The 17,783-nt window shown below is 72.7% G+C and carries 17 protein-coding genes and 2 pseudogenes; 10 read left to right on the top strand and 9 right to left on the bottom strand.

Annotated elements, in window-relative coordinates:
* The first annotated feature begins 64 nt into the window (after window positions 1-64).
* Window positions 65-778, top strand: a complete 714-nt coding sequence (locus JEK78_RS14700; protein WP_200259243.1) for a hemolysin III family protein — start codon at window positions 65-67, stop codon at window positions 776-778.
* A gap of 97 nt (window positions 779-875) precedes the next feature.
* On the opposite strand, the pseudogene JEK78_RS14695 reads toward JEK78_RS14700, so the two are convergent.
* From JEK78_RS14695 to mca, 3 genes and pseudogenes are all read right to left on the bottom strand, one after another.
* Window positions 876-2,982 (bottom strand): annotated as a pseudogene (locus JEK78_RS14695) (thioredoxin domain-containing protein).
* Window positions 2,983-3,516: 534 nt separating this feature from the next.
* Window positions 3,517-3,765 carry a hypothetical protein gene (locus tag JEK78_RS14685; RefSeq protein ID WP_200259235.1) on the bottom strand — a complete coding sequence of 83 codons (249 nt, stop codon included), beginning with the start codon at window positions 3,763-3,765 and terminating at the stop codon, window positions 3,517-3,519.
* On the bottom strand, window positions 3,758-4,639 hold the full coding sequence (mca, locus tag JEK78_RS14680) for a mycothiol conjugate amidase Mca (protein WP_200259232.1): 882 nt from the start codon (window positions 4,637-4,639) through the stop codon (window positions 3,758-3,760). Before mca ends, JEK78_RS14685 begins: the two co-directional genes overlap by 8 nt.
* Before the next feature lie 212 nt (window positions 4,640-4,851).
* Here mca and JEK78_RS14675 point away from each other — a divergent pair, with 212 nt between their 5' ends.
* Together JEK78_RS14675 and greA are read left to right on the top strand one after the other, a co-directional pair.
* Entirely contained in the window at window positions 4,852-5,250 is a 399-nt protein-coding gene (locus JEK78_RS14675; RefSeq protein WP_200259229.1) for a DUF4307 domain-containing protein, read from the top strand.
* A gap of 166 nt (window positions 5,251-5,416) precedes the next feature.
* Window positions 5,417-5,914: a transcription elongation factor GreA gene (greA, locus tag JEK78_RS14670; RefSeq protein ID WP_200259226.1), complete on the top strand. Its 498-nt coding sequence runs from the start codon at window positions 5,417-5,419 to the stop codon at window positions 5,912-5,914.
* A 112-nt stretch (window positions 5,915-6,026) separates the two neighbouring features.
* Here greA and JEK78_RS14665 read toward each other — a convergent pair whose 3' ends face one another.
* The 3 genes from JEK78_RS14665 to ilvA form a co-directional block, all read right to left on the bottom strand.
* Window positions 6,027-6,782 (bottom strand): ABC transporter permease, encoded by a 756-nt coding sequence (locus JEK78_RS14665; protein WP_242483410.1) that lies wholly within the window; start codon window positions 6,780-6,782, stop codon window positions 6,027-6,029.
* 205 nt (window positions 6,783-6,987) lie between these two features.
* Window positions 6,988-8,049, bottom strand: coding sequence for an ATP-binding cassette domain-containing protein (locus JEK78_RS14660; RefSeq protein WP_200259221.1), 1,062 nt, complete (start codon window positions 8,047-8,049; stop codon window positions 6,988-6,990).
* 207 nt (window positions 8,050-8,256) lie between these two features.
* Window positions 8,257-9,486: a threonine ammonia-lyase gene (gene ilvA / locus JEK78_RS14655; protein ID WP_200259219.1), complete on the bottom strand. Its 1,230-nt coding sequence runs from the start codon at window positions 9,484-9,486 to the stop codon at window positions 8,257-8,259.
* Window positions 9,487-10,042: 556 nt separating this feature from the next.
* On the opposite strand from ilvA, the gene JEK78_RS14650 reads away from it, so the two are divergent.
* Window positions 10,043-10,549, top strand: coding sequence for a MarR family transcriptional regulator (locus JEK78_RS14650; RefSeq protein ID WP_242483079.1), 507 nt, complete (start codon window positions 10,043-10,045; stop codon window positions 10,547-10,549).
* Window positions 10,550-10,616: 67 nt separating this feature from the next.
* On the opposite strand, the gene tnpA is transcribed toward JEK78_RS14650, so the two are convergent.
* Entirely contained in the window at window positions 10,617-11,033 is a 417-nt protein-coding gene (gene tnpA, locus JEK78_RS14645; RefSeq protein ID WP_200259215.1) for an IS200/IS605 family transposase, read from the bottom strand.
* Window positions 11,034-11,062: 29 nt separating this feature from the next.
* Between tnpA and JEK78_RS14640 the strand changes: the two are divergent.
* From JEK78_RS14640 to JEK78_RS14630, 3 genes and pseudogenes are all read left to right on the top strand, one after another.
* Window positions 11,063-11,503: pseudogene (locus JEK78_RS14640) on the top strand (RNA-guided endonuclease TnpB family protein); the annotation flags it as partial.
* Window positions 11,504-11,743: 240 nt separating this feature from the next.
* A complete protein-coding gene (locus JEK78_RS14635; RefSeq protein ID WP_200259213.1) occupies window positions 11,744-12,277 on the top strand; it encodes an RNA polymerase subunit sigma-70 in 534 nt (177 codons plus the stop codon).
* Entirely contained in the window at window positions 12,274-12,477 is a 204-nt protein-coding gene (locus JEK78_RS14630) for a hypothetical protein (RefSeq protein WP_200259211.1), read from the top strand. Before JEK78_RS14635 ends, JEK78_RS14630 begins: the two co-directional genes overlap by 4 nt.
* Window positions 12,478-12,683: 206 nt before the next feature.
* On the opposite strand, the gene JEK78_RS14625 is transcribed toward JEK78_RS14630, so the two are convergent.
* Window positions 12,684-13,838, bottom strand: coding sequence for a cystathionine gamma-synthase (locus tag JEK78_RS14625; RefSeq protein ID WP_200259209.1), 1,155 nt, complete (start codon window positions 13,836-13,838; stop codon window positions 12,684-12,686).
* 154 nt (window positions 13,839-13,992) lie between these two features.
* Here JEK78_RS14625 and JEK78_RS14620 point away from each other — a divergent pair, with 154 nt between their 5' ends.
* The 3 genes from JEK78_RS14620 (at window position 13,993) to JEK78_RS14610 (ending at window position 16,475) form a co-directional block, all read left to right on the top strand.
* Window positions 13,993-15,111 (top strand): hypothetical protein, encoded by a 1,119-nt coding sequence (locus tag JEK78_RS14620; protein ID WP_200259207.1) that lies wholly within the window; start codon window positions 13,993-13,995, stop codon window positions 15,109-15,111.
* Window positions 15,112-15,201: 90 nt separating this feature from the next.
* Window positions 15,202-15,909 (top strand): peptide-methionine (S)-S-oxide reductase MsrA, encoded by a 708-nt coding sequence (gene msrA, locus JEK78_RS14615; RefSeq protein ID WP_200259206.1) that lies wholly within the window; start codon window positions 15,202-15,204, stop codon window positions 15,907-15,909.
* Window positions 15,906-16,475, top strand: coding sequence for a putative immunity protein (locus JEK78_RS14610; protein ID WP_200259205.1), 570 nt, complete (start codon window positions 15,906-15,908; stop codon window positions 16,473-16,475). Before msrA ends, JEK78_RS14610 begins: the two co-directional genes overlap by 4 nt.
* A 56-nt stretch (window positions 16,476-16,531) precedes the next feature.
* Here JEK78_RS14610 and JEK78_RS14605 read toward each other — a convergent pair whose 3' ends face one another.
* Complete coding sequence (locus JEK78_RS14605; RefSeq protein ID WP_200259204.1) at window positions 16,532-17,572, bottom strand: NAD(P)-dependent alcohol dehydrogenase; 1,041 nt, start codon at window positions 17,570-17,572, stop codon at window positions 16,532-16,534.
* Window positions 17,573-17,783: the final 211 nt, after the last annotated feature.

The following is a 17,783-nucleotide window of genomic DNA, read 5'->3' as shown; positions in this document are numbered from 1 at the left end:
CGCGGGTCGGATCGTCCGACCAGCGGAATATGTGACCATCGGTGACGTGGGTACGATGCGGCGCATGACTGCGCCCGCCTCCGAGCCGCTCCGGGACGCGCCGACCACCGGCCGCGGTCCGATCCCGCTCTCCCTGCCGCACCCCGTCAAACCGCGACTGCGCGGGTGGCTGCACCTGGGGATGTTCCCCGCCGTGCTGGTCGCGGGCCTGGTCCTCACCGCCCTGGCGGACTCGACGAGGGGGCGTATCGCCTGCGGGATCTACGTGCTCACCGCCTGCCTGCTGTTCGGGGTGAGCGCGCTCTACCACCGGGGCGACTGGAGCCCGCGCATGGACGGCGTCCTACGACGCCTCGACCACGCCAACATCTTCCTGATCATCGCGGGCACCTACACCCCGCTCACGCTGCTCCTCCTCCCGGAGGCCAAGGGCCAGTGGCTCTTGTGGAGCGTGTGGGCCGCCGCCGCGGCGGGCATCGTCTTCCGGGTGTTCTGGGTCGGCGCGCCCCGCTGGCTCTACACCCCGTGCTATATCGCCATGGGGTGGGCTGCGGTCTTCTACCTGCCGGACTTCCTGCGGGCCGGCGGCATCGCCGTGCTGGTCCTCGTGATAGCGGGCGGGGTGCTCTACAGCGTGGGCGGCCTGGTCTACGGCATCAAGCGTCCGAACCCGTCACCCCGCTGGTTCGGCTTCCACGAGGTCTTCCACTCCCTCACCCTGGCTGCCTTCGTCACCCACTACGTCGGGATCTCCCTGGTCGCCTACCAGCACGCCTGACGCCCGGTCGGGCGATCGCGGGACGGTCGTCGAGGACGCCCCGGCCGGGTGGGGAGCACGGAAACACGGCGTCGACCGGCGGCACCGGAGGGGCACCTCAGCCGGACAGCTCGGCGGCCAGGCCCTCCGGGTCGGTCGTCGGCGCCCGGCAGGTGAAGTCCCGGCAGACGTAGGCGGTCGGCGCGCCGTCCACCAGCGGTCGCCCCGCGAGCAGGGGGAACTCCTCGCCCCCCGCCTCGCCCGCGGCCACCACCGCGCCCGGCGCCGTGCCCAGCAGGGCGACGCGGTGCAGGGCGGCCGTGTCGGGGTCGGCGAGGCCATGCCCGACGACCGCGACCTCCCGGGGCCCGTCCAGCAACGCCTCGGCGACGGCCAGCCCCCAACCGCAGAATCGGGGGACGGCCGGTCCCAACGACGTCACCACGGTGAGCGCCCGCTCGGCGGCCTCGCGGTGGGCGACGGATCCGGTGTGGGCGGCGTAGGACAGCAGCGCGCCGGCGGCGGCCGTCCAGCCGGAGGGCGCCGCGTTGTCGGTGGGGTCCTGCGGGCGACGGATCAGCCGCTCCGCGTCGTCCGCCGTGTCGTACAGCGCGCCGGTGTCGTCCCTGAAGCGGGACAGGACGTGATCCAGGAGCAGACCGGCCAGTTCCAGCCAGACGCCCTCGCCGGTGACGGAGGCCAAGGTCAGAAAGCCCTCGGCGACGTCCGCGTGGTCCTCCAACACCCCGGCGTTGACACCGACCCGGCCACCTCTGCTGGTGCGGGCGAGGCGGGCCCGGTCGTCCAGGTGCACGCGGACCAGCAGGTCCGCCGCGGCGAGTGCGGCCTCCACCAGGTCGGGACGGTCGAAGTAGGCTCCGACCTCGGCGAGCGCGGCGACGGCCAGCCCGTTCCAGGCGGCCACCACCTTGTCGTCCCGTTCGGGCGCGGGGCGACGGGTCCGGGCCGCCAGGAGGCGCTCCCTGATCCGTGCGAGACGGTCGGCGTCGGGCCCCCCGTCCTCTCGCCGGCGGGATCGCCTCAGCACCGACGCGCCCCGCTCGAAGGTGCCCTCGTCGGTCACGCCGAAGTACTGCGCGGCCGTCGCCCCGTCGGCCTCGCCGAGGACCTCGCGCAGTTGCTCGGGTGTCCAGACGTAGTAGGCGCCCTCCACCGCGCGCCGGGCGCGCGGCGCTGCGTCGCCGTCGGTTCCGGGCGCGGGCACCGGCGTGGGCTCCTCGCTGTCCGCGTCGAGCGCGGAGGCGAAACCGCCTTCGCGGGTGCGCAGTTCTCGCACCATGAAGTCGGCGGTCGCCAGGGCGACCCGGCGGGCCGACTCGTCACCGGTGACCCGCCACAGGTGCGCGTAGGCGCGGCAGAGGAGGGCGTTGTCGTAGAGCGTCTTCTCGAAGTGCGGCACCAGGGGGCCACCGGGGCGCGGGGTGCCGACGTAGCGGTGGAATCCGCCGCCCACCTGGTCGTACAGGCTCGACCGGGCCATGGCGCCGCAGAGCGCCTCCGCCATCTCCAGAGCGGCGGCCGAGGCGGTCCGGGCGTGGTGCCGCAGCAGGAACTCGATCACCATGGAGGGCGGGAACTTGGTGTCCCCGGTGAACCATCCGCTCGCCGGATCGATGTCCCGGGCGAGCCGGAGCAGCGCCTGGGACTGGGTCTCCTCGGTGGGGGGCCCGGCCTGCCCGCCGGGCGACTCACGCCGGGCGAGGTCCCGGGTGATCCGCCTGGCGACCCCCGTGACCTCGCCCCGGCGGGTCGCCCAGGCGTCCCGCACGCCGTCGAGCACCCGACGGAAGGACGGCATGCCGTGGCGGTCCTCCGGCGGGAAGTACGTGCCGAAGTAGAAGGGCTCGGCGTCCGGGGTCAGGAAGACCGACATGGGCCAGCCGCCGTGCCCGGTGGCGGCCTGCACCGCCTCCATGTACACGGCGTCCACGTCGGGCCGCTCCTCGCGGTCCACCTTGACGCAGACGAAGTGCGCGTTCAGTCGGGCGGCGGTCTCCTCGTCCTCGAAGGACTCGTGCGCCATGACGTGGCACCAGTGATCGTCAGGCTAAGTGACACGACGAATAACCCACCGAGAGAAAGACGGGGACGTCGCGCCGCTTGGCCTCTTGCATCGCCTCCTCTCCCCATGGCCACCAGTCCACGGGATTGGAGGCGTGCTGGAGGAGATAGGGCGACTGGGAGTCTGCCAGTCGATTCACCATGACGGCAGTATCACAGCCCGCGAGCACTCCGCGGGGACGGACCCGTCAACACGCCGACAGCGCACGCACGGGACCTGCCAGGCGCGGCCCTCGCGGGACGCTCCCGCGCCCCGGTCGACTTCGGGGCGGAAGGCCACGGGGGAATCCCAAGGACAACAGAGGTTCAGCGGGAGGCGGCCTCCGATGGCGGCCATCGCCCCGCTCGCTCGGAACCGGCGAGGTGCCGCGGGAAGACGAGCCGGCCGGTGCGGTCGGCTCGCGTCGGCCTCGGGCCGGGGCAGCTCGTCGAGGCCCAGGACGCAAGTCGCCCGTCGGCCGGCTCGATGGGCGACCTGCCCGAGCCGTACTCGTGGGTGTGCGCCGCGATTCCGTCGCCGGCACGTCGCTCCGGCCGCTCTCGCACGGCGCCCACCGCCACCGGCGCACCGCCGGCCGACGCGCCTCGCCCGGCCGGACGAGCGCGCGGGCGCCATGGTGGCCGAACGGGAGGGGCGGCGCGCGGCGGGACCGGAGCCGCCGAGGTGGCGCGGGGCGTCAGCCGGACCGCCGGGCGGTGCCGTCCGACGGGTCGGCGGCGGAGGGGGCCGGCTCGGCGTCCTCCTCGAAGTCGACCTTGCCCATGTGCCGGTTCATCGACTTCATCAGCCCCCACACGGCGAGGGCCATCACCGCGAACACCACGAAACCGAGGAGGCCGGGGGTGACCTTGTCCTCGTCCAGCTCTTGGGCGAGCGGGAGGAGGTGGGTCATTGCCAGGCTTGCGCTTGCGCTCATATCAGGCATTCTCCCGGATGCCCGCGAAGAGGTCGTCCTCGGGGAGGGAGGTCTCCACGAGCGACTTGGCCAGCTCGTACTCCTCGGTGGGCCAGACCTCCCGCTGCACCTCCATCGGCACCCGGAACCAGCCGCCGTCCGGGTCGATCTGCGTGGCGTGGGCGAGCAGGGCCTTGTCCCGGATCTCGAAGAAGTCCCCGCACGGCACGTGCGTCGTGAGCGTCCGGGGACGGAAGTCGGACTTGTCCCACCGCTCCAGCCACTCCCCGTAGGGGGACTCCATGCCCCGCGCCAGCAACGCCTTGTGCAGCGCCTCGGTGCGCTGCCGGTTGAAGCCCTGGTTGTAGTAGAGCTTGAGCGGCCGGTAGGGGGCTCCGAAATCCGCCTCGGGGTAGCGGTCGGTGTCCGCCGCGCCCTCGAAGGCCACCATCGTGATCTTGTGGGTCATGATGTGGTCCGGGTGCGGATAGCCGCCGTTCTCGTCGTAGGTGGTGATCACCTGCGGGCGGAAGGCACGGATGCTCCGCACCAGCTCCCCGGCCGCCCGCTCCACGTCCTCCAGGGCGAAGCAGCCCTCCGGCAGCGGCGGCAGCGGGTCCCCCTCGGGCAGCCCGGAGTCGACGAACCCGAGCCACTCCTGCCGGACCCCCAGGATCTGCCGGGCCTCTTCCATCTCCCGGCGGCGCACCTCGTGGATGTTGGCCTCGACGTAGGCGTCGCCCTGGAGCTTGGGGTTGAGGATGGAGCCGCGCTCCCCGCCCGTGCAGGTCACCACCAGCACGTCCACCCCCTCGAAGACGTACTTGGCCATGGTGGCCGCGCCCTTGCTCGACTCGTCGTCGGGGTGCGCGTGAACGGCCATCAGTCGCAGCTGGTCAGTCAAGACTCATTCCTCGGTCGGGTCGGCGCCCACCCGGTGGGGCGGCGCTGTCTGGTCGGTCTCGCCCCGCGGCGACACCGCGGACGGGGGGCGGCGAGCGAACGGCCTGCGGCCGGCTTCTATAGTGACCGACACGGCGGGTCAGAAATTCCGGAATCCGGATCCGGTCTCCGGCCCCCTTCGGGACCGCCCGCCGCCCGGCCCGGGAGGACGACATGAGCACGGCGCGCACCAGCCCGCCCGCTGGCCGCTACGGCCGCTCCTCGGACGCGCGCACGGACCGCACCCTGAAGATCGTCGGCGGGGTCCTGGCCGTGGCGTTCCTCGCCCTCATCGGCTACTTCGGCCACCACTACGTCGGCCAGAACCGCGTCAGCGCCAAGGTGATCGGCTTCGAGACCGCCGAGGACGCCGTGCGGGTGCGGCTGGAGGTCCGCAAGGACGCCGACGCCGACGGCTACTGCACGATCCGCTCCCAGGCCGAGGACGGGGAACTGGTCGGTCAGGCCGACTTCCTCTTCGAGGGCGAGGAGACCCGCTTCGACCGGACCGTCACCGTGCGCACCAAGGCGCGCGCGACCACGGCCGAACTGGTCGGCTGCCACGCCCGCTAGACGGCGGGCGCCCCGCCCCCCGACCTGGGCGGACACCAGTACGCCCCCCGATGTCCTCCCCCTTTCGGCAGGCAATTGTTAGGCTCGTGGTTTCGCCCTTCCCTCAGGGAACATCCTTCCGGGCAGGGCGATCCTTCGTATTCCCAGTACCGACGAGGAGCACCCTGTGACCCAGACCAGCGAGAACGTCACCTGGCTGACCCAGGAGGCGTACAACAAGCTCAAGGAGGAGCTTGCCTACCTTACTGGTCCTGCGCGCAGCGAGATCTCTGCCAAGATCGCCGCGGCGCGCGAGGAGGGCGACCTGCGCGAGAACGGCGGGTACCACGCGGCGAAGGAGGAACAGGGCAAGCAGGAGCTTCGCGTGCGCCAGCTCACGCAGCTCCTGGAGAGCGCGAAGGTGGGCGAGGCCCCGGCGGCCGACGGCGCGGTGGCCCCGGGCATGGTCGTCACCATCGCCTTCGACGGCGACGAGGACGACACGCTGACCTTCCTGCTCGCCTCGCGCGAGTACGCCAGCGCGGACGTCGAGACCTACTCCCCGCAGTCGCCACTGGGCACCGGGGTCATCGGCCGCAAGGTGGGAGACGACGCGGCGTACGAACTGCCGAACGGCCGGACGGCATCGGTCCGGATCCTGAAGGCCGAGCCCTACGAAGGCTGACCCCCGGCCCTCCTGAAGGAGAAGGCCTCCCGGACCCGAGACGGGCCCCTCGCGGCCCGGAGCCCCGGTACCCGAACAGCGGGTGCCGGGGCTCCGCGCGATCGCGCCCGGGTCAGGTCGTCGCGGAGCGGTACTTGCGCACCGCCAGGGTCCGGAAGACCAGGATGATCACGAAAGAGTAGAGCACGGACGCCCAGATCGGGTGCTGCATCGGCCAGGCGTCGGAGGTGGAGACGCCGGGGTTGCCGAACAGTTCCCGGCATGCCTGGACGGTGGCGCTGAAGGGGTTCCAGTCCGCGACGGTCTGCACCCAGGGGCTCATGTTGCTCGGGTCCACGAACGCGTTGGACACGAAGGTCACCGGGAACAACCAGATCAGCCCACCCGAGGTGGCCGCCTCCGGGGTCCGCACCGACAGCCCGATCAGCGCGCCGATCCAGGTGAACGCGTAGCCGAGCAGCAGCAGCAGGACGAAGCCCCCCAGAACCCTGCCGGCGTTGGTCGGCTCGGCGGAGCCGGTGCGCCAGCCGACCAGAAGCGCGACGATCGCCAGCACCAGCAGAGTGACCGAGGTCTGCGCGAGGTCGGCGATGGTGCGCCCGGTCAGTACCGCCCCGCGTGCCATCGGCAGCGAGCGGAAACGGTCGACGAGACCCTTCTGCATGTCGTCGGCGATACCCGCGCTGGCACCCGCGGTCGCGAACGTGACCGTCTGCGCGAAGATGCCGGCCATCAGGAAGTCCTTGTACACGTCCGAGTCCGTGGTGCTCCCCACCCTGATCGATCCTCCGAAGACGAAGGTGAAGAGGATGACGAACATGACGGGCTGGATGACCCCGAAGACGACCGTCTCGGGCAGCCTCGTCATGCGAATGAGGTTCCTGCGGGCGATGACCAGGGAGTCGGCGACCACGTTCACGACGTACCTCCGAGGAAGCCCCCGGCCTCGGTCGGGGGGAGGGACCGGACCCCGGCGGCGGACGCGCCGCCCTCGGTGCGGGCGGCGACGGGGGCGACGACCGCTAGTGCTCCGGCCGTGCGAGGGGTGGTCGGGCCGGCCACCGGGGTGGCGGTCACGACGCGGTCCCCTCGCCGGAGTCGCTCCGGCCGTCCCGGGGCGCGGCTCGGTGGCCGCCGGCGGGCCCCGCTCCCTCGGGGGCCTGTTCGTCGGGGTCGTCGGTGTTCCCGGCGCCTTCCTCGGCCGGGTGTCCCGTCAGCGAGAGGAACACGTCGTCGAGGGTGGGGCGACGCAGACCGATGTCGTCGATCTCCACTCCCCGGGAGTCCAGCTCGCGGATGACCTCGGCGAGCAGCTTGACGCCCCCGGTGACCGGCACCGTGATCATGCGGGTGTGCTCCTCGACCGTCGCGCCGCCCTTGCCGAATCCGCGGAGCACCTCGGCCGCGTCCCCGAGGCGCTCGCGGCGGTGCACCACGACCTCCACCCGTTCGCCTCCGGTACGCGCCTTGAGTTGGTCGGAGGTGCCCTGGGCGATCACCCGACCGTGGTCGACGACGGCGATGTCGTGCGCGAGATGGTCGGCCTCCTCCAGGTACTGCGTGGTGAGCAGGAGCGTCGTGCCCCCGGAGACGAGTCGCTTGATCACCACCCACAGTTCCTGGCGGTTGCGCGGGTCGAGGCCGGTGGTCGGCTCGTCCATGAACATCACCGGCGGCGACACCACCAGGGCGGCGGCGAGGTCGAGCCGGCGACGCATCCCGCCGGAGTAGGTCTTGGCGGGGCGGTCGGCCGCCTCGGCGAGGTGGAACTGTTCCAGGAGTTCCCCGGCGCGCACCTTCGCCGCCCGGGATCGCATCTGGTAGAGGCGGCCCACCATGTGGAGGTTCTCGCGGCCGGTGAGGTACTCGTCGACGGCGGCGAACTGGCCGGACAGGCCGATGGACCTCCGGACGGCGTCGGGTTGTCGCAGGACGTCGAGTCCCGCGACGGTCGCCGTCCCGCTGTCGGGCCGCAGCAGTGTGGTCAGACAGCGAACCGCGGTCGTCTTCCCGGCGCCGTTCGGGCCGAGCAACCCGAGGACGGTGCCTTCGGGCACGTCGAGGTCGACTCCGTCCAGAGCCCGTACCTCGCCGAAGGTCTTGACCAGACCCTCGGCGTGAATGGCGCCCGGCATAGCTGTCTCCACGTCACGGGGAAGTATGGGCAAAGCCTAGGGTCGGACGGCGCCTCCCGCCCGTCGTCGCCGCCGGACGGGCGGGAGGCGCCGGGCCGGGAGCGCACCCGGCCGGCCCCGACTCGGCGTCGTCGGCGCCACTTTCCCGGCCGTGCCGCCGCCTGGACAGGGCCGGTTCCGGACCGCCGCCGCGACCGGGCCGAGCGCCTACGCGAGGACGGTGTAACCGGCGCCACGCAGGGCCCGTTCGACCTCCGCGCAGTGCTTCGGACCCCGGGTCTCCAGGTGCAACTCCACCTCCACCTCCGCCAGGCCCAGACGGGGGTCGGTGCGGACGTGACCCACGTCGAGGACGTTGGCGTCGGTCGAGGAGAGCACCGCGAGCAGCGTGGCCAGGGCACCGGGCCGGTCGGTCAGCCGCAGGCGCACGGCCAGGTATCGGCCTTGGGCGGCCATGCCGTGCCGCAGCACCCGCTGCATGAGCACCGGGTCGACGTTGCCGCCGGAGAGCACCGCCACCACGGGGCCGTCGAAACCCTTCGGGTCGGCGAGCAGGGCGGCCACGGGGCTCGCCCCGGCCGGCTCGACGACAAGCTTGGCCCGCTCCAGGCAGAGCAACAGCGCCGCGGACAGATCGTCCTCGCCGACCACGCGGAGGTCGTCCAACGACCGGTCGACGATCGCGAACGGCACGTCTCCGGGCCGTCCCACCCGGATGCCGTCGGCCATGGTCGTCGGACGCTCGATCGACACCGGGCGTCCGGCCGCCAGGGACGGCGGGAACGCCGCCGCGCCCTCCGCCTGCACGCCGACCAGGCGCACGTCCGGCCGGAGCGTCTTGACCACGACCGCGATCCCCGCGACCAGTCCACCGCCGCCCACACCGACCACGACGGTGCGCACCTCGGGGCACTGCTCCAGGATCTCCAGGCCGACGGTGCCCTGTCCCGCGACGATGTCCGGATGGTCGAAGGGGTGGATGAACACCGCTCCCGTGCGCTCCGCGTGCTCGCGTGCCGCCTCCAGCGTCTCGTCGAGGGCCCGACCGCGCAGTCGGACCTCCGCCCCGTAGTCGCGGGTGGCGCTGACCTTGGGCAGTGGGGCGCCCTCCGGCATGAACACCGTCGCGGCGACTCCGAGGAGCGAGGACGCCAGCGCCACCCCCTGCGCGTGGTTTCCCGCGCTCGCCGCGACCACCCCGGCGGACCGCTCCTCGGGCGACAGCCCGGCGATCCGCACATAGGCGCCACGCAACTTGAACGAACCGCCCCGCTGAAGGTTCTCGCACTTCAGGAGCACGGGAGAGCCGACGAGACGGGACAGGTGGCGGCTGCCCTCCATCGCCGTCACCCGGGCCACCCCCGCCAGCGACTTGCGCGCGCCGCGGACGTCGTCGAGGGTCACGGGCCCGACGGGCCCGTCCGTGCGGTGGCTCATCGGGTCTTCCTTCGTGGACGCCCCGGATTCGGCCGGGAGAGGGAACAGGGCTCCCGCGGAACGGGGTGGGGAAGGACGGGTCGCCGCCAGGGTGGACCGGCGTCCGCCCTCGATACGCGCGCCCGGAGGGGGCGTCGCCGTTCGGGCCGCGCTCCGCTCGCGGCACCGTGCGGGACGAGACCGCGTTCAGCGTCCGGGTCCGGGCGCGCGGCGGCGGGAGGACTCACGACCGGGACGTGGACGCGGCGAGGCACGTGCCGGCCGTCGGGTCGACGGCGTCTGTCTGTGGAGCCGGTGCGAGACCTCAACGGAGCACTCCGGGCGGGCGGCGACGAAGCGGACCCCTACGGCGCGAGCCGCGGTCCGCCTCCTTCGGCGGGGAAGGAGGCCAGTACCTCAAGCATCGCAGTCCGCCGGCTCGGACCGGCGGCACGCCTCCTCCGCGTGCCGCCCGATTCGCACAGCACCGGTACGACATGTCACCCGGCCGCGTACGCTGTCCCACGACCCGCAGTCTCCACGAAGCGAGCCCCCGGCGATGCCCACAACACCCGATATGTCCACGGACATGACCACCGGTGGCGAGACCGGCCTGCTCGACACGCTCCAGCACGAGGTGGCCCTCTTCGCCCGTCGCGCCGAGCAGACCCGACTCGGTGGCGTCGCGCGGGTCCGGCACTCGATGGACCGCGCCGCCTACCTGCTGCTCAACCGCCTGGCCGACGAGGGGCCGATGGGCGTCAAGGCACTCGCCGCCGGCATGGGCATCGACTCCTCCACGGTGACCCGTCAGGTCGCGCCGCTGGTCGAGGGCGGGCTGGTCAGGCGGACCTCCCATCCCGAGGACGGCCGCGCGGTGGTCCTCCGGCTGTCGCCACGAGGGGAGGCGCGGCTGGCGGAGGTGCGCACCTCGCGACGCGCGCTGATGGCCGAGCTGACCGAGGACTGGACGGAGGAGGAGCGCGGGGCGTTCTGCGCACTCCTCACCCGCTTCAACGGGGCGCTCTCCGCCCGGATGGCGACGTCCGAAACGACCGCCGGGGACTCTCCGGACCCGGCCTGACCGGATGATGCCGGCGCAAGCCCTGTCCTTCGGGGCGGGGTAAGCCGGAACGGTCCGCGGAGCGAAGCTAGAGCGGCCGGCGTTGTTGCTCGATGTACTGCCGCACCACCGTGAGCGGGGCGCCGTCGCACGAGGCAGCGAGGTAGGACGGCGACCAGAAGTGCCCGTGCGTGATCGCCTGGTTCACTCGTCCGGTGAAGTCCCGGCGCAGAATGCGGGCGGACACGCCCTTGAGGCTGTTCACGAGGCCGGACACGGCGACCTTCGGCGGGTAGTGCACCAGCAGGTGCACATGGTCGTCCTCGCCGTTGAACTCGACCAGCTCGGCCTCGAAGTCCTCACACACCTTCCGCATGGTCGCCTCGCACACGGTCAGCATGTCGTCGTTGAACACACCACGCCGGCACTTGGTCACGAAGACCAAATGAACGTGCATTGCCGAAACCACGTGCCTGCCACGCCTCAACCCGCCATCGGTAGTCATAGACCAAATGGTAGGGTCACGGCTGTGCAGCCACGACGATCATCCGCGAGACCCAAGCGGTGTACGTCGAAGACCTCGCGGTCAAGGGGCTCGCGCGGACCCGGCTCGCCAAGTCCGTCCACGACGCGGGCTGGTCTCAGTTCGTCGGCATGCTGGAGTACAGGGCCGCCGGACACGGCCGGCACTTCGGCAGGATCGGCCGGTTCGAACCGACCTCTCAGGTCTGCTCGGCCTGCGGCATCAAGGACGGCCCCAAGCCCCTGTCGGTCCGCGAGTGGACCTGCCAGGAGTGCGGGACCGTCCACGACCGCGACATCAACGCAGCACACAACATCCTGGCGGCGGGACGCGCCGACAGGCCAAACGCCTCGTGGAGCGCAGGTAAGACCGGGTCCGTCCCGGCGCAGCGCGTTGAAGCAGGAAGCCACCAGAAGGGCCAGACGGCCCAGGCTGGAATCCCCGTCCTCTAGGGCAGGGAGCACGTCAACTCTCGGTTCCGACACCTCCCGGAGCGTCCGGCCGCGTCGGTCCCGTTCGCGAGCCCGGCACCCGGCCGCTCCCGGATCATCGGCCGGTCCCTCGACCACCCGCCGGTGATCCGGGACACGAGTGCCGCGCGGCGTCCGCGACCTTGACCCGAGCCGGGCGCCGGCCTGTAGTGGGGTCCTGTGGGAACCACGGGCGGAACGACAGGCGCGACACGCGACGACGTGTCGCGGGGGGCCCACGAACTTCCGGAGTTCGAGGACTTCGTCGCCGGAGCCGCCGGGCGACTGTCACACACCGCCACCCTGCTCACCGCCGAGCCCCCCGCCGACAACCCTCGGGCGCGACGCCTGCTCGCCCGCTCCCTGGCGGAGACCTACGCGCGCTGGGACCGACTGCGCGGCGACGACCCCTACGTCCACGCCCGGTCCCGGCTCGCCGGCCGGTTCGCTCGGGAGTCCGCCTGGCGTCGCCGCGGGAGCCTTCGGCCGGGCGGAGCGGCCTCACCCGCGTCGTCCGGGCCACTGGCGCGGCTCACCGGCACGCAGCGCCTGATCGTGGTGTTCCTGCTGGTCGAGGGGGTCGCCGAGGAGCAGACAGCGGCGCTGTTGGCCATGCCGGTGGACCGGGTCCGGGCGATCCGCGACCGGAGCGTCGCGCTGCTGCTCCACCCCCCGAGGCCGCGGGAGTCGCCCCGGCCCGCCCCCGAGGGGACGCGGCGGGCCACGCCGGGCTCGGCCCACCGGGGGCGGCGGTGAACCGCCACGACCGTGAGGCCGCGGTGCGCGAGCTGCTCGGGCGGGCGATGCCGGCGGTGCCGGCCGACCTGTACGCGGAGGCGGTCCGGCGTGGCGAGCGTCTCCGACGGCGCCGCGCGATCGTCCGGCGACTGCTGTTGCCGGCGCTCGGCGTCGCGACCGTGGCGCTGGCCGTCTGGCTTCGGGGCGGGGCGCTCTGAGAAACGCGGCGGCGGGCCACCCCCGGGAAGGGGACGACCCGCCGTCGGCGACCGGGCGGACTCACCGGCACTCCGCTCCCCCGCCGTCCGGGCGCGCCGTCCCGCGGGCCGACACGCTCCGGCGTGTCACGCGGCGGTGCTCCGGGCCGACGGCGCGGCGCGCGCGGATGCCGCGGGGAACCCGGGCAGGGGGTGGGTCCCGCGGCTCAGGCCAAGGCCTGCCGCAGGTCTTCCAGCAGGTCGTCGACGTTCTCGATGCCGACCGAAAGCCGGACGAGGTCGCCGGGCACCTCCAGGGCGGATCCCGCCGCGGAGGCGTGCGTCATGCGGCCGGGGTGCTCGATCAGCGACTCGACACCACCGAGGGACTCGCCCAGCGTGAAGACCTTCGCACGGTCGCAGACGTCGACGGCCGCCGCCTCGCCGCCCTCGACCCGGAACGACACCATGCCGCCGAACGCCTTCATCTGCTTGGCCGCGACCTCGTGTCCGGGGTGGTCGGGCAGCCCGGGGTAGAGCACCTGGGTCACGCGGGGATGCCGGGCCAGCATCTCGACGACCCGCGTGGCGTTCTCGCTGTGCCGGTCCATCCGCACGGCCAACGTCTTGGTGCCGCGCAGCACCAACCAAGAGTCGAACGGGCCGGCTACGGCGCCCATCGAGTTCTGGTGGAAGGCCAGTTCCTGCCCGAGCTCCGGGTCGCTCACCACGAGGGCGCCACCGACCACGTCCGAGTGCCCGCCCATGTACTTGGTGAGCGAGTGCACGACGACGTCCGCGCCGAGCGACAGCGGCTGCTGAAGGTAGGGGGTGGCGAAGGTGTTGTCGACGACCAGTCGGGCCCCGGCGTCACGGGCGATCTGGGCCACGGCCGCGATGTCGGTGATCCCGAGGAGCGGGTTGGACGGCGTCTCCACCCACACCAGTCGGGTCCTCGGGGTGAGGGCCTCGCGCACCGCCGCCGGGTCGCCGGTGTCGGCGACCGACCACTCCACACCCCAGCGCGTCGCGACCCGGGCGAAGAGGCGGAAGGTGCCGCCGTAGGCGTCGGCGGGGATCACCACGTGATCACCCGGCTTCAGGACCGTGCGAAGCAGGCAGTCCTCCGCCGCCAGCCCGGAGGCGAAGGCCAGCCCCTGCCGGCCGCCCTCCAGGGCGGCGAGGTTCTCCTCCAGCGCCGTGCGGGTGGGGTTGGCGCTGCGGCTGTACTCGTACCCGCCGCGCAGGCCCCCCACACCGTCCTGCTTGTACGTGGACACCTGGTAGATCGGCGGGACGACCGCGCCCGTCAGGGGGTCCGCGGTGTTGCCCGCGTGGATCGCGAGCGTCTCGAAGTGCTGACTCGTGTGCCTGTCGCTCATGGAGACCGAGGGTAATGCGCCGGAGAGCGCCCCGCGTCCGCCGATTCCGCGCGAGGAAGTCGACCGATCCCGCGCGGCGCGGGGGGTCTCGAGGTTTTCCACAGGTCAGGGTGCGGGTTGGCCAAGAGTCGGCGCGGTCTGGTTCGCTTGGGGCATGGAGATTCTCTGGGTCCTGATGGCCTCGGCCATGTTGGGCTTCGTGCTGCTCTCGGTGGTCAGGCGACGGCGCGGGGCGGTCCGCCAAGTGCCGGCCGGGCACCCGGACGCCGCCGACCCGGCGCGCTACGGCTTCGTCGCCGAGGAAGACCTGGACGTGCGGATGCCCGGCCCGGACCAGGACCTGCTGGACGTCCTGGACCTGGTGCAGCGCACCCAGGACCACAGGGCGGCTCTTCAGTTGCTGGCCGGGACGGAGTTCGAGGGCGAGCGACGCTGGCAGCGTGTCCAGGCCTTCGCGGGCGCGGCCTCCCTGGAGCTGAGCCGACGCCCGTCGGAGGCGGGCGAGGCACCCGGCGGGCAGTGGCTGCGGGTGTGGCGCGCCGAGTCGCCGAAGGACGCGGGCGGCGCGGCGGTGCACGCCGAGTTCCTGGTGCAGCAGGCCTGGCGGACCGCGACACCCGGCTCGGACGAGTTCCGGATCATCATGGAGGAGGCGAGGGAGGCGTGCGGCCAGGCCGCGCTGCTGGCCCCCGGCGACCCGGTCCCGTACATCGTCGAGCTGTCGGTGGCGCGGGGGCTGGGCTACGACCAGGCCGAGTTCGAGCAGGTGTGGCTGCGGATCCTCGATCGCGCTCCGGCCCACATGGGGGCCCATCTGGTCGCGCTGCGGTACTGGTGCGAGAAGTGGCACGGCTCGCGTGAACTGGCGTACCGGTTCGCCGAGGCGGCGGCGGCGCGCGCGCCGCGGGGGTCGCTGCTGGCCGCGCTGCCGCTGTTCGCCGTCTTCGAGCACCTCCCCGACATCACCCTGGTGCGGGGATTCTGGGAGAGCGAGGTCGTCAGCCGCGCGATCCACGGTGCCCTGCACGCCGTCCATTCGGCGCGGTCGGACGACCCGACGCAGGCACACGTGCGGCATCTGCTCCTGTTCTTCCTGGTGCGGGCGGAGCGCTGGGCGGAGGCCATGAACCAGCTGACGGTGGTCGACGGGCACGTCGGCGCTGTTCCGTGGACGCTCGCCGCCGACCCGGCGGCCGAGTTCGCGGTGTACCGGGCCCTGGCCGTGGCGGGCTACGAGGCCAACGGCGGCAGCCCCGCGTCGCTGCCGCGCTGAGTCCCGCGACCCGCCCGGTCCGTCCGGGGCCCTGGCGGAATTCACCCGGCCGTCCGGGCGTTGTCGCGGGTGAGCCTCGATTGGAGACGTATGTTCCCGCACCGTCGCACGCCCCAGCTCCCGACCGCCGAGCAGGCTCTCCCCGGCCGCTCGCGACCCGTCTTCCCGGTCCCCGACCGCCACACCGTGTTGGGCAACTCCCTGCTCGGCCCCTACCCCGAGGGCACCCGCCTCGCCGACTTCGGCATGGGATGTTTCTGGGGCGCCGAGCGCAGGTTCTGGCAGCTCCCGGCAGGCGTGTGGACGACCCTCGTCGGCTACCAGGGCGGTTTCACGGAGCACCCCACGTACGAGGAGGTGTGCTCGGGGTTGACGGGGCACACCGAGGCGGTCCGGGTGGTGTACGACCCCGAGGTCGTCTCGTACGAGACTCTGTTGAGGACCTTCTGGGAGTCGCACGACCCCACGCAGGGGTTCCGCCAGGGCAACGACGTGGGCACCCAGTACCGCTCCGCGATCTACACCCACTCCCCCGAGCAGGCCGCCCTCGCGGAGGCGTCCCGCGACGCCTACCAGAAGGTGCTGCGGGCCTCGGGCCACGGCGCCGTCACGACCGAGATCCTGCCCGCGCGGGGCCGCCCCTTCTACCCGGCCGAGGCACACCACCAGCAGTATCTCGACAAGGAGCCCGGCGGATACTGCGGGATCGGCGGCACCGGGGTGGCGCTGGGGGACGACTTCGAGGGTGCCGGGGGCGCCTGCCCGACCGGTATCGCCCCCCTTCCCTCGGACCGGTGACCGAGGGCACCGGCGGCCTCGCGGGGCGGCCCGCGGCGATCGTGCTGAGCCGAGCGGATCTTCGCCGGATCACCGGCTTCGCCGCGGCGTCGGCGGCGGAGGTGCTCGCCGTCTTCGAGGCCGGCCGTCCTGGGGACCGGCGGCCTCGCGAGGCCTTGGACGCCGCGTGGGAGTTCGCGGGCGGCGGCGAGCGGGGGAAGGCGCTCAGGGACACGGCGTCGGGCGCGATGCGGGCGGCCAAGGAGGCGGAGGGCCCTGGTGGGCGGGACGCCGCGTGGGCCGCGGTTTCGGCGGCGGGTGCCGCCTATCTGCATCCGCTCCCCAAGGCGACGCAGGTCAAGCACATCCTGGGCGCCGGCGCCCACGCGGCTCGGGCGGTGGAGCTCGCCGAGGGGGGAGACCCGCGTGTCGGCGCCAGCCACCTGGAAGGCGTGCTGCGGCTGGCCACGCCCGGTGTCGTCGACGTGCTGAGGCGCTACCCCGAGGCACCGGGCGGTGGCGGGCGTGTCGGGGAGTTGATCCGCTCGCTGGACACCGCGCTGCGGGCGCTCGCCCCCGGTCCGTGACCCCCGGCCAGGGGGTCGCGCGGTCGGAGGCGGCGCCGGCCCGCGGGCGCCCGGCGTCAGATGGTCGCCGTGTCGATCACGAAGCGGTACCGGACGTCGCTGCCGAGGACCCGCTCGTAGGCCTCGTTGATCTCGTCGGCGCGGATCAGCTCGATCTCGGCGCCGAGACCGTGCTCCGCGCAGAAGTCCAGCATCTCCTGGGTCTCCCGGATGCCGCCGATGCTCGATCCGGCGAGGGTGCGGCGACCCATGATCACCGAGAACAGGTTGAGGGAGACCGGCTCCTCCGGGGCTCCCACGTTCACCAGCGCGCCGCCCGTGCGCAGCAGGCTCAGATAGGCGTCCAGGTTCAGGGGCGCCGAGACGGTGGAGAGGATCAGGTCGAAGGTGTCCGCCAGCCGCTCGAAGGTGTCGGGGTCGCTCGTGGCGTGGTAGTGGTCGGCCCCCAGCCGCAGCCCGTCGTCCTTCTTGCGCAGGGACTGCGAGAGGACGGTGACCTCCGCCCCCAGCGCGTGAGCGATCTTGACGGCCATGTGTCCGAGCCCTCCCAGGCCGACGACGGCGACCTTCTTGCCGGGCCCGGCGTTCCAGTGACGAAGCGGCGAGTAGGTGGTGATGCCCGCGCAGAGCAGAGGCGCCGCCACGTCCAGCGAGAGGGCGTCGGGCACGCGCACCACGTAGTTCTCGTCGACGACGATCTTCCGGGAGTAGCCCCCCAGCGTGTTCGCACCGTCCGGGCCGACCCCGTTGTAGGTGGGCAGCGCGCCTTCGAGACAGTGCTGCTCCTCCCCGTCCAGGCAGTTGACGCAGGTCCGGCACGAGTCCACCATGCAGCCGACGCCGACCCGATCGCCGACCGCGTACCGGGTGACCCCGGAGCCGACCTCGGAGACGACGCCGGCGATCTCGTGGCCGGGCACCATCGGGAAGGTCGCGCCGCCCCAGCCGGCACGAACCTGGTGGATGTCGGAGTGACAGATGCCGGCGAACGCGATGTCGATGAGGACGTCGTGTTCGCCGACGGACCTCCGCTCGATGAGCGTGCGCTCCAGCGGGGCCTTGGCGGCTTGGGCGGCGTACGCGGCGACAGTGGTCAAGTCCGGACTCCTGAGTCTGGTAGGGCCTGGGACACCGCACCGACGCGGCCGGTCGGCCGATACGGGAACGGGCCACGACACCGGTCCGCGCGGCGAGAGCGGTGGCGGTTCGACGAGCCTACGTCGGCCGACCGGTCCGAGTGAAACGACTTCGGGCGCACCCATCGGATCAGGCCGGATACTTGTCCCCTACGCAGCCCGGATCTTGACG

This window comes from Streptomyces sp. HSG2, from assembly GCF_016598575.1.
Taxonomy (GTDB): Bacteria; Actinomycetota; Actinomycetes; order Streptomycetales; family Streptomycetaceae; genus Streptomyces.
Note: the sequence above shows the minus strand (reverse complement) of the source record. Positions and strands in the feature narration are given on the sequence as shown.

What these genes read in the sequence shown, in the direction of transcription:
- ilvA (WP_200259219.1), bottom strand. Translation starts at nt 9,486, where the DNA reads ATGAGCCACCGCACGGACGGGCCCGTCGGGCCCGTGACCCTCGACGAC.
- JEK78_RS14625 (WP_200259209.1), bottom strand. Translation starts at nt 13,838, where the DNA reads ATGAGCGACAGGCACACGAGTCAGCACTTCGAGACGCTCGCGATCCAC.
- JEK78_RS14665 (WP_242483410.1), bottom strand. Translation starts at nt 6,782, where the DNA reads ATGACGAGGCTGCCCGAGACGGTCGTCTTCGGGGTCATCCAGCCCGTC.
- tnpA (WP_200259215.1), bottom strand. Translation starts at nt 11,033, where the DNA reads ATGACTACCGATGGCGGGTTGAGGCGTGGCAGGCACGTGGTTTCGGCA.
- msrA (WP_200259206.1), top strand. Translation starts at nt 15,202, where the DNA reads ATGTTCCCGCACCGTCGCACGCCCCAGCTCCCGACCGCCGAGCAGGCT.
- JEK78_RS14675 (WP_200259229.1), top strand. Translation starts at nt 4,852, where the DNA reads ATGAGCACGGCGCGCACCAGCCCGCCCGCTGGCCGCTACGGCCGCTCC.
- JEK78_RS14620 (WP_200259207.1), top strand. Translation starts at nt 13,993, where the DNA reads ATGGAGATTCTCTGGGTCCTGATGGCCTCGGCCATGTTGGGCTTCGTG.
- JEK78_RS14700 (WP_200259243.1), top strand. Translation starts at nt 65, where the DNA reads ATGACTGCGCCCGCCTCCGAGCCGCTCCGGGACGCGCCGACCACCGGC.
- JEK78_RS14650 (WP_242483079.1), top strand. Translation starts at nt 10,043, where the DNA reads ATGTCCACGGACATGACCACCGGTGGCGAGACCGGCCTGCTCGACACG.
- JEK78_RS14660 (WP_200259221.1), bottom strand. Translation starts at nt 8,049, where the DNA reads ATGCCGGGCGCCATTCACGCCGAGGGTCTGGTCAAGACCTTCGGCGAG.
- JEK78_RS14685 (WP_200259235.1), bottom strand. Translation starts at nt 3,765, where the DNA reads ATGCCTGATATGAGCGCAAGCGCAAGCCTGGCAATGACCCACCTCCTC.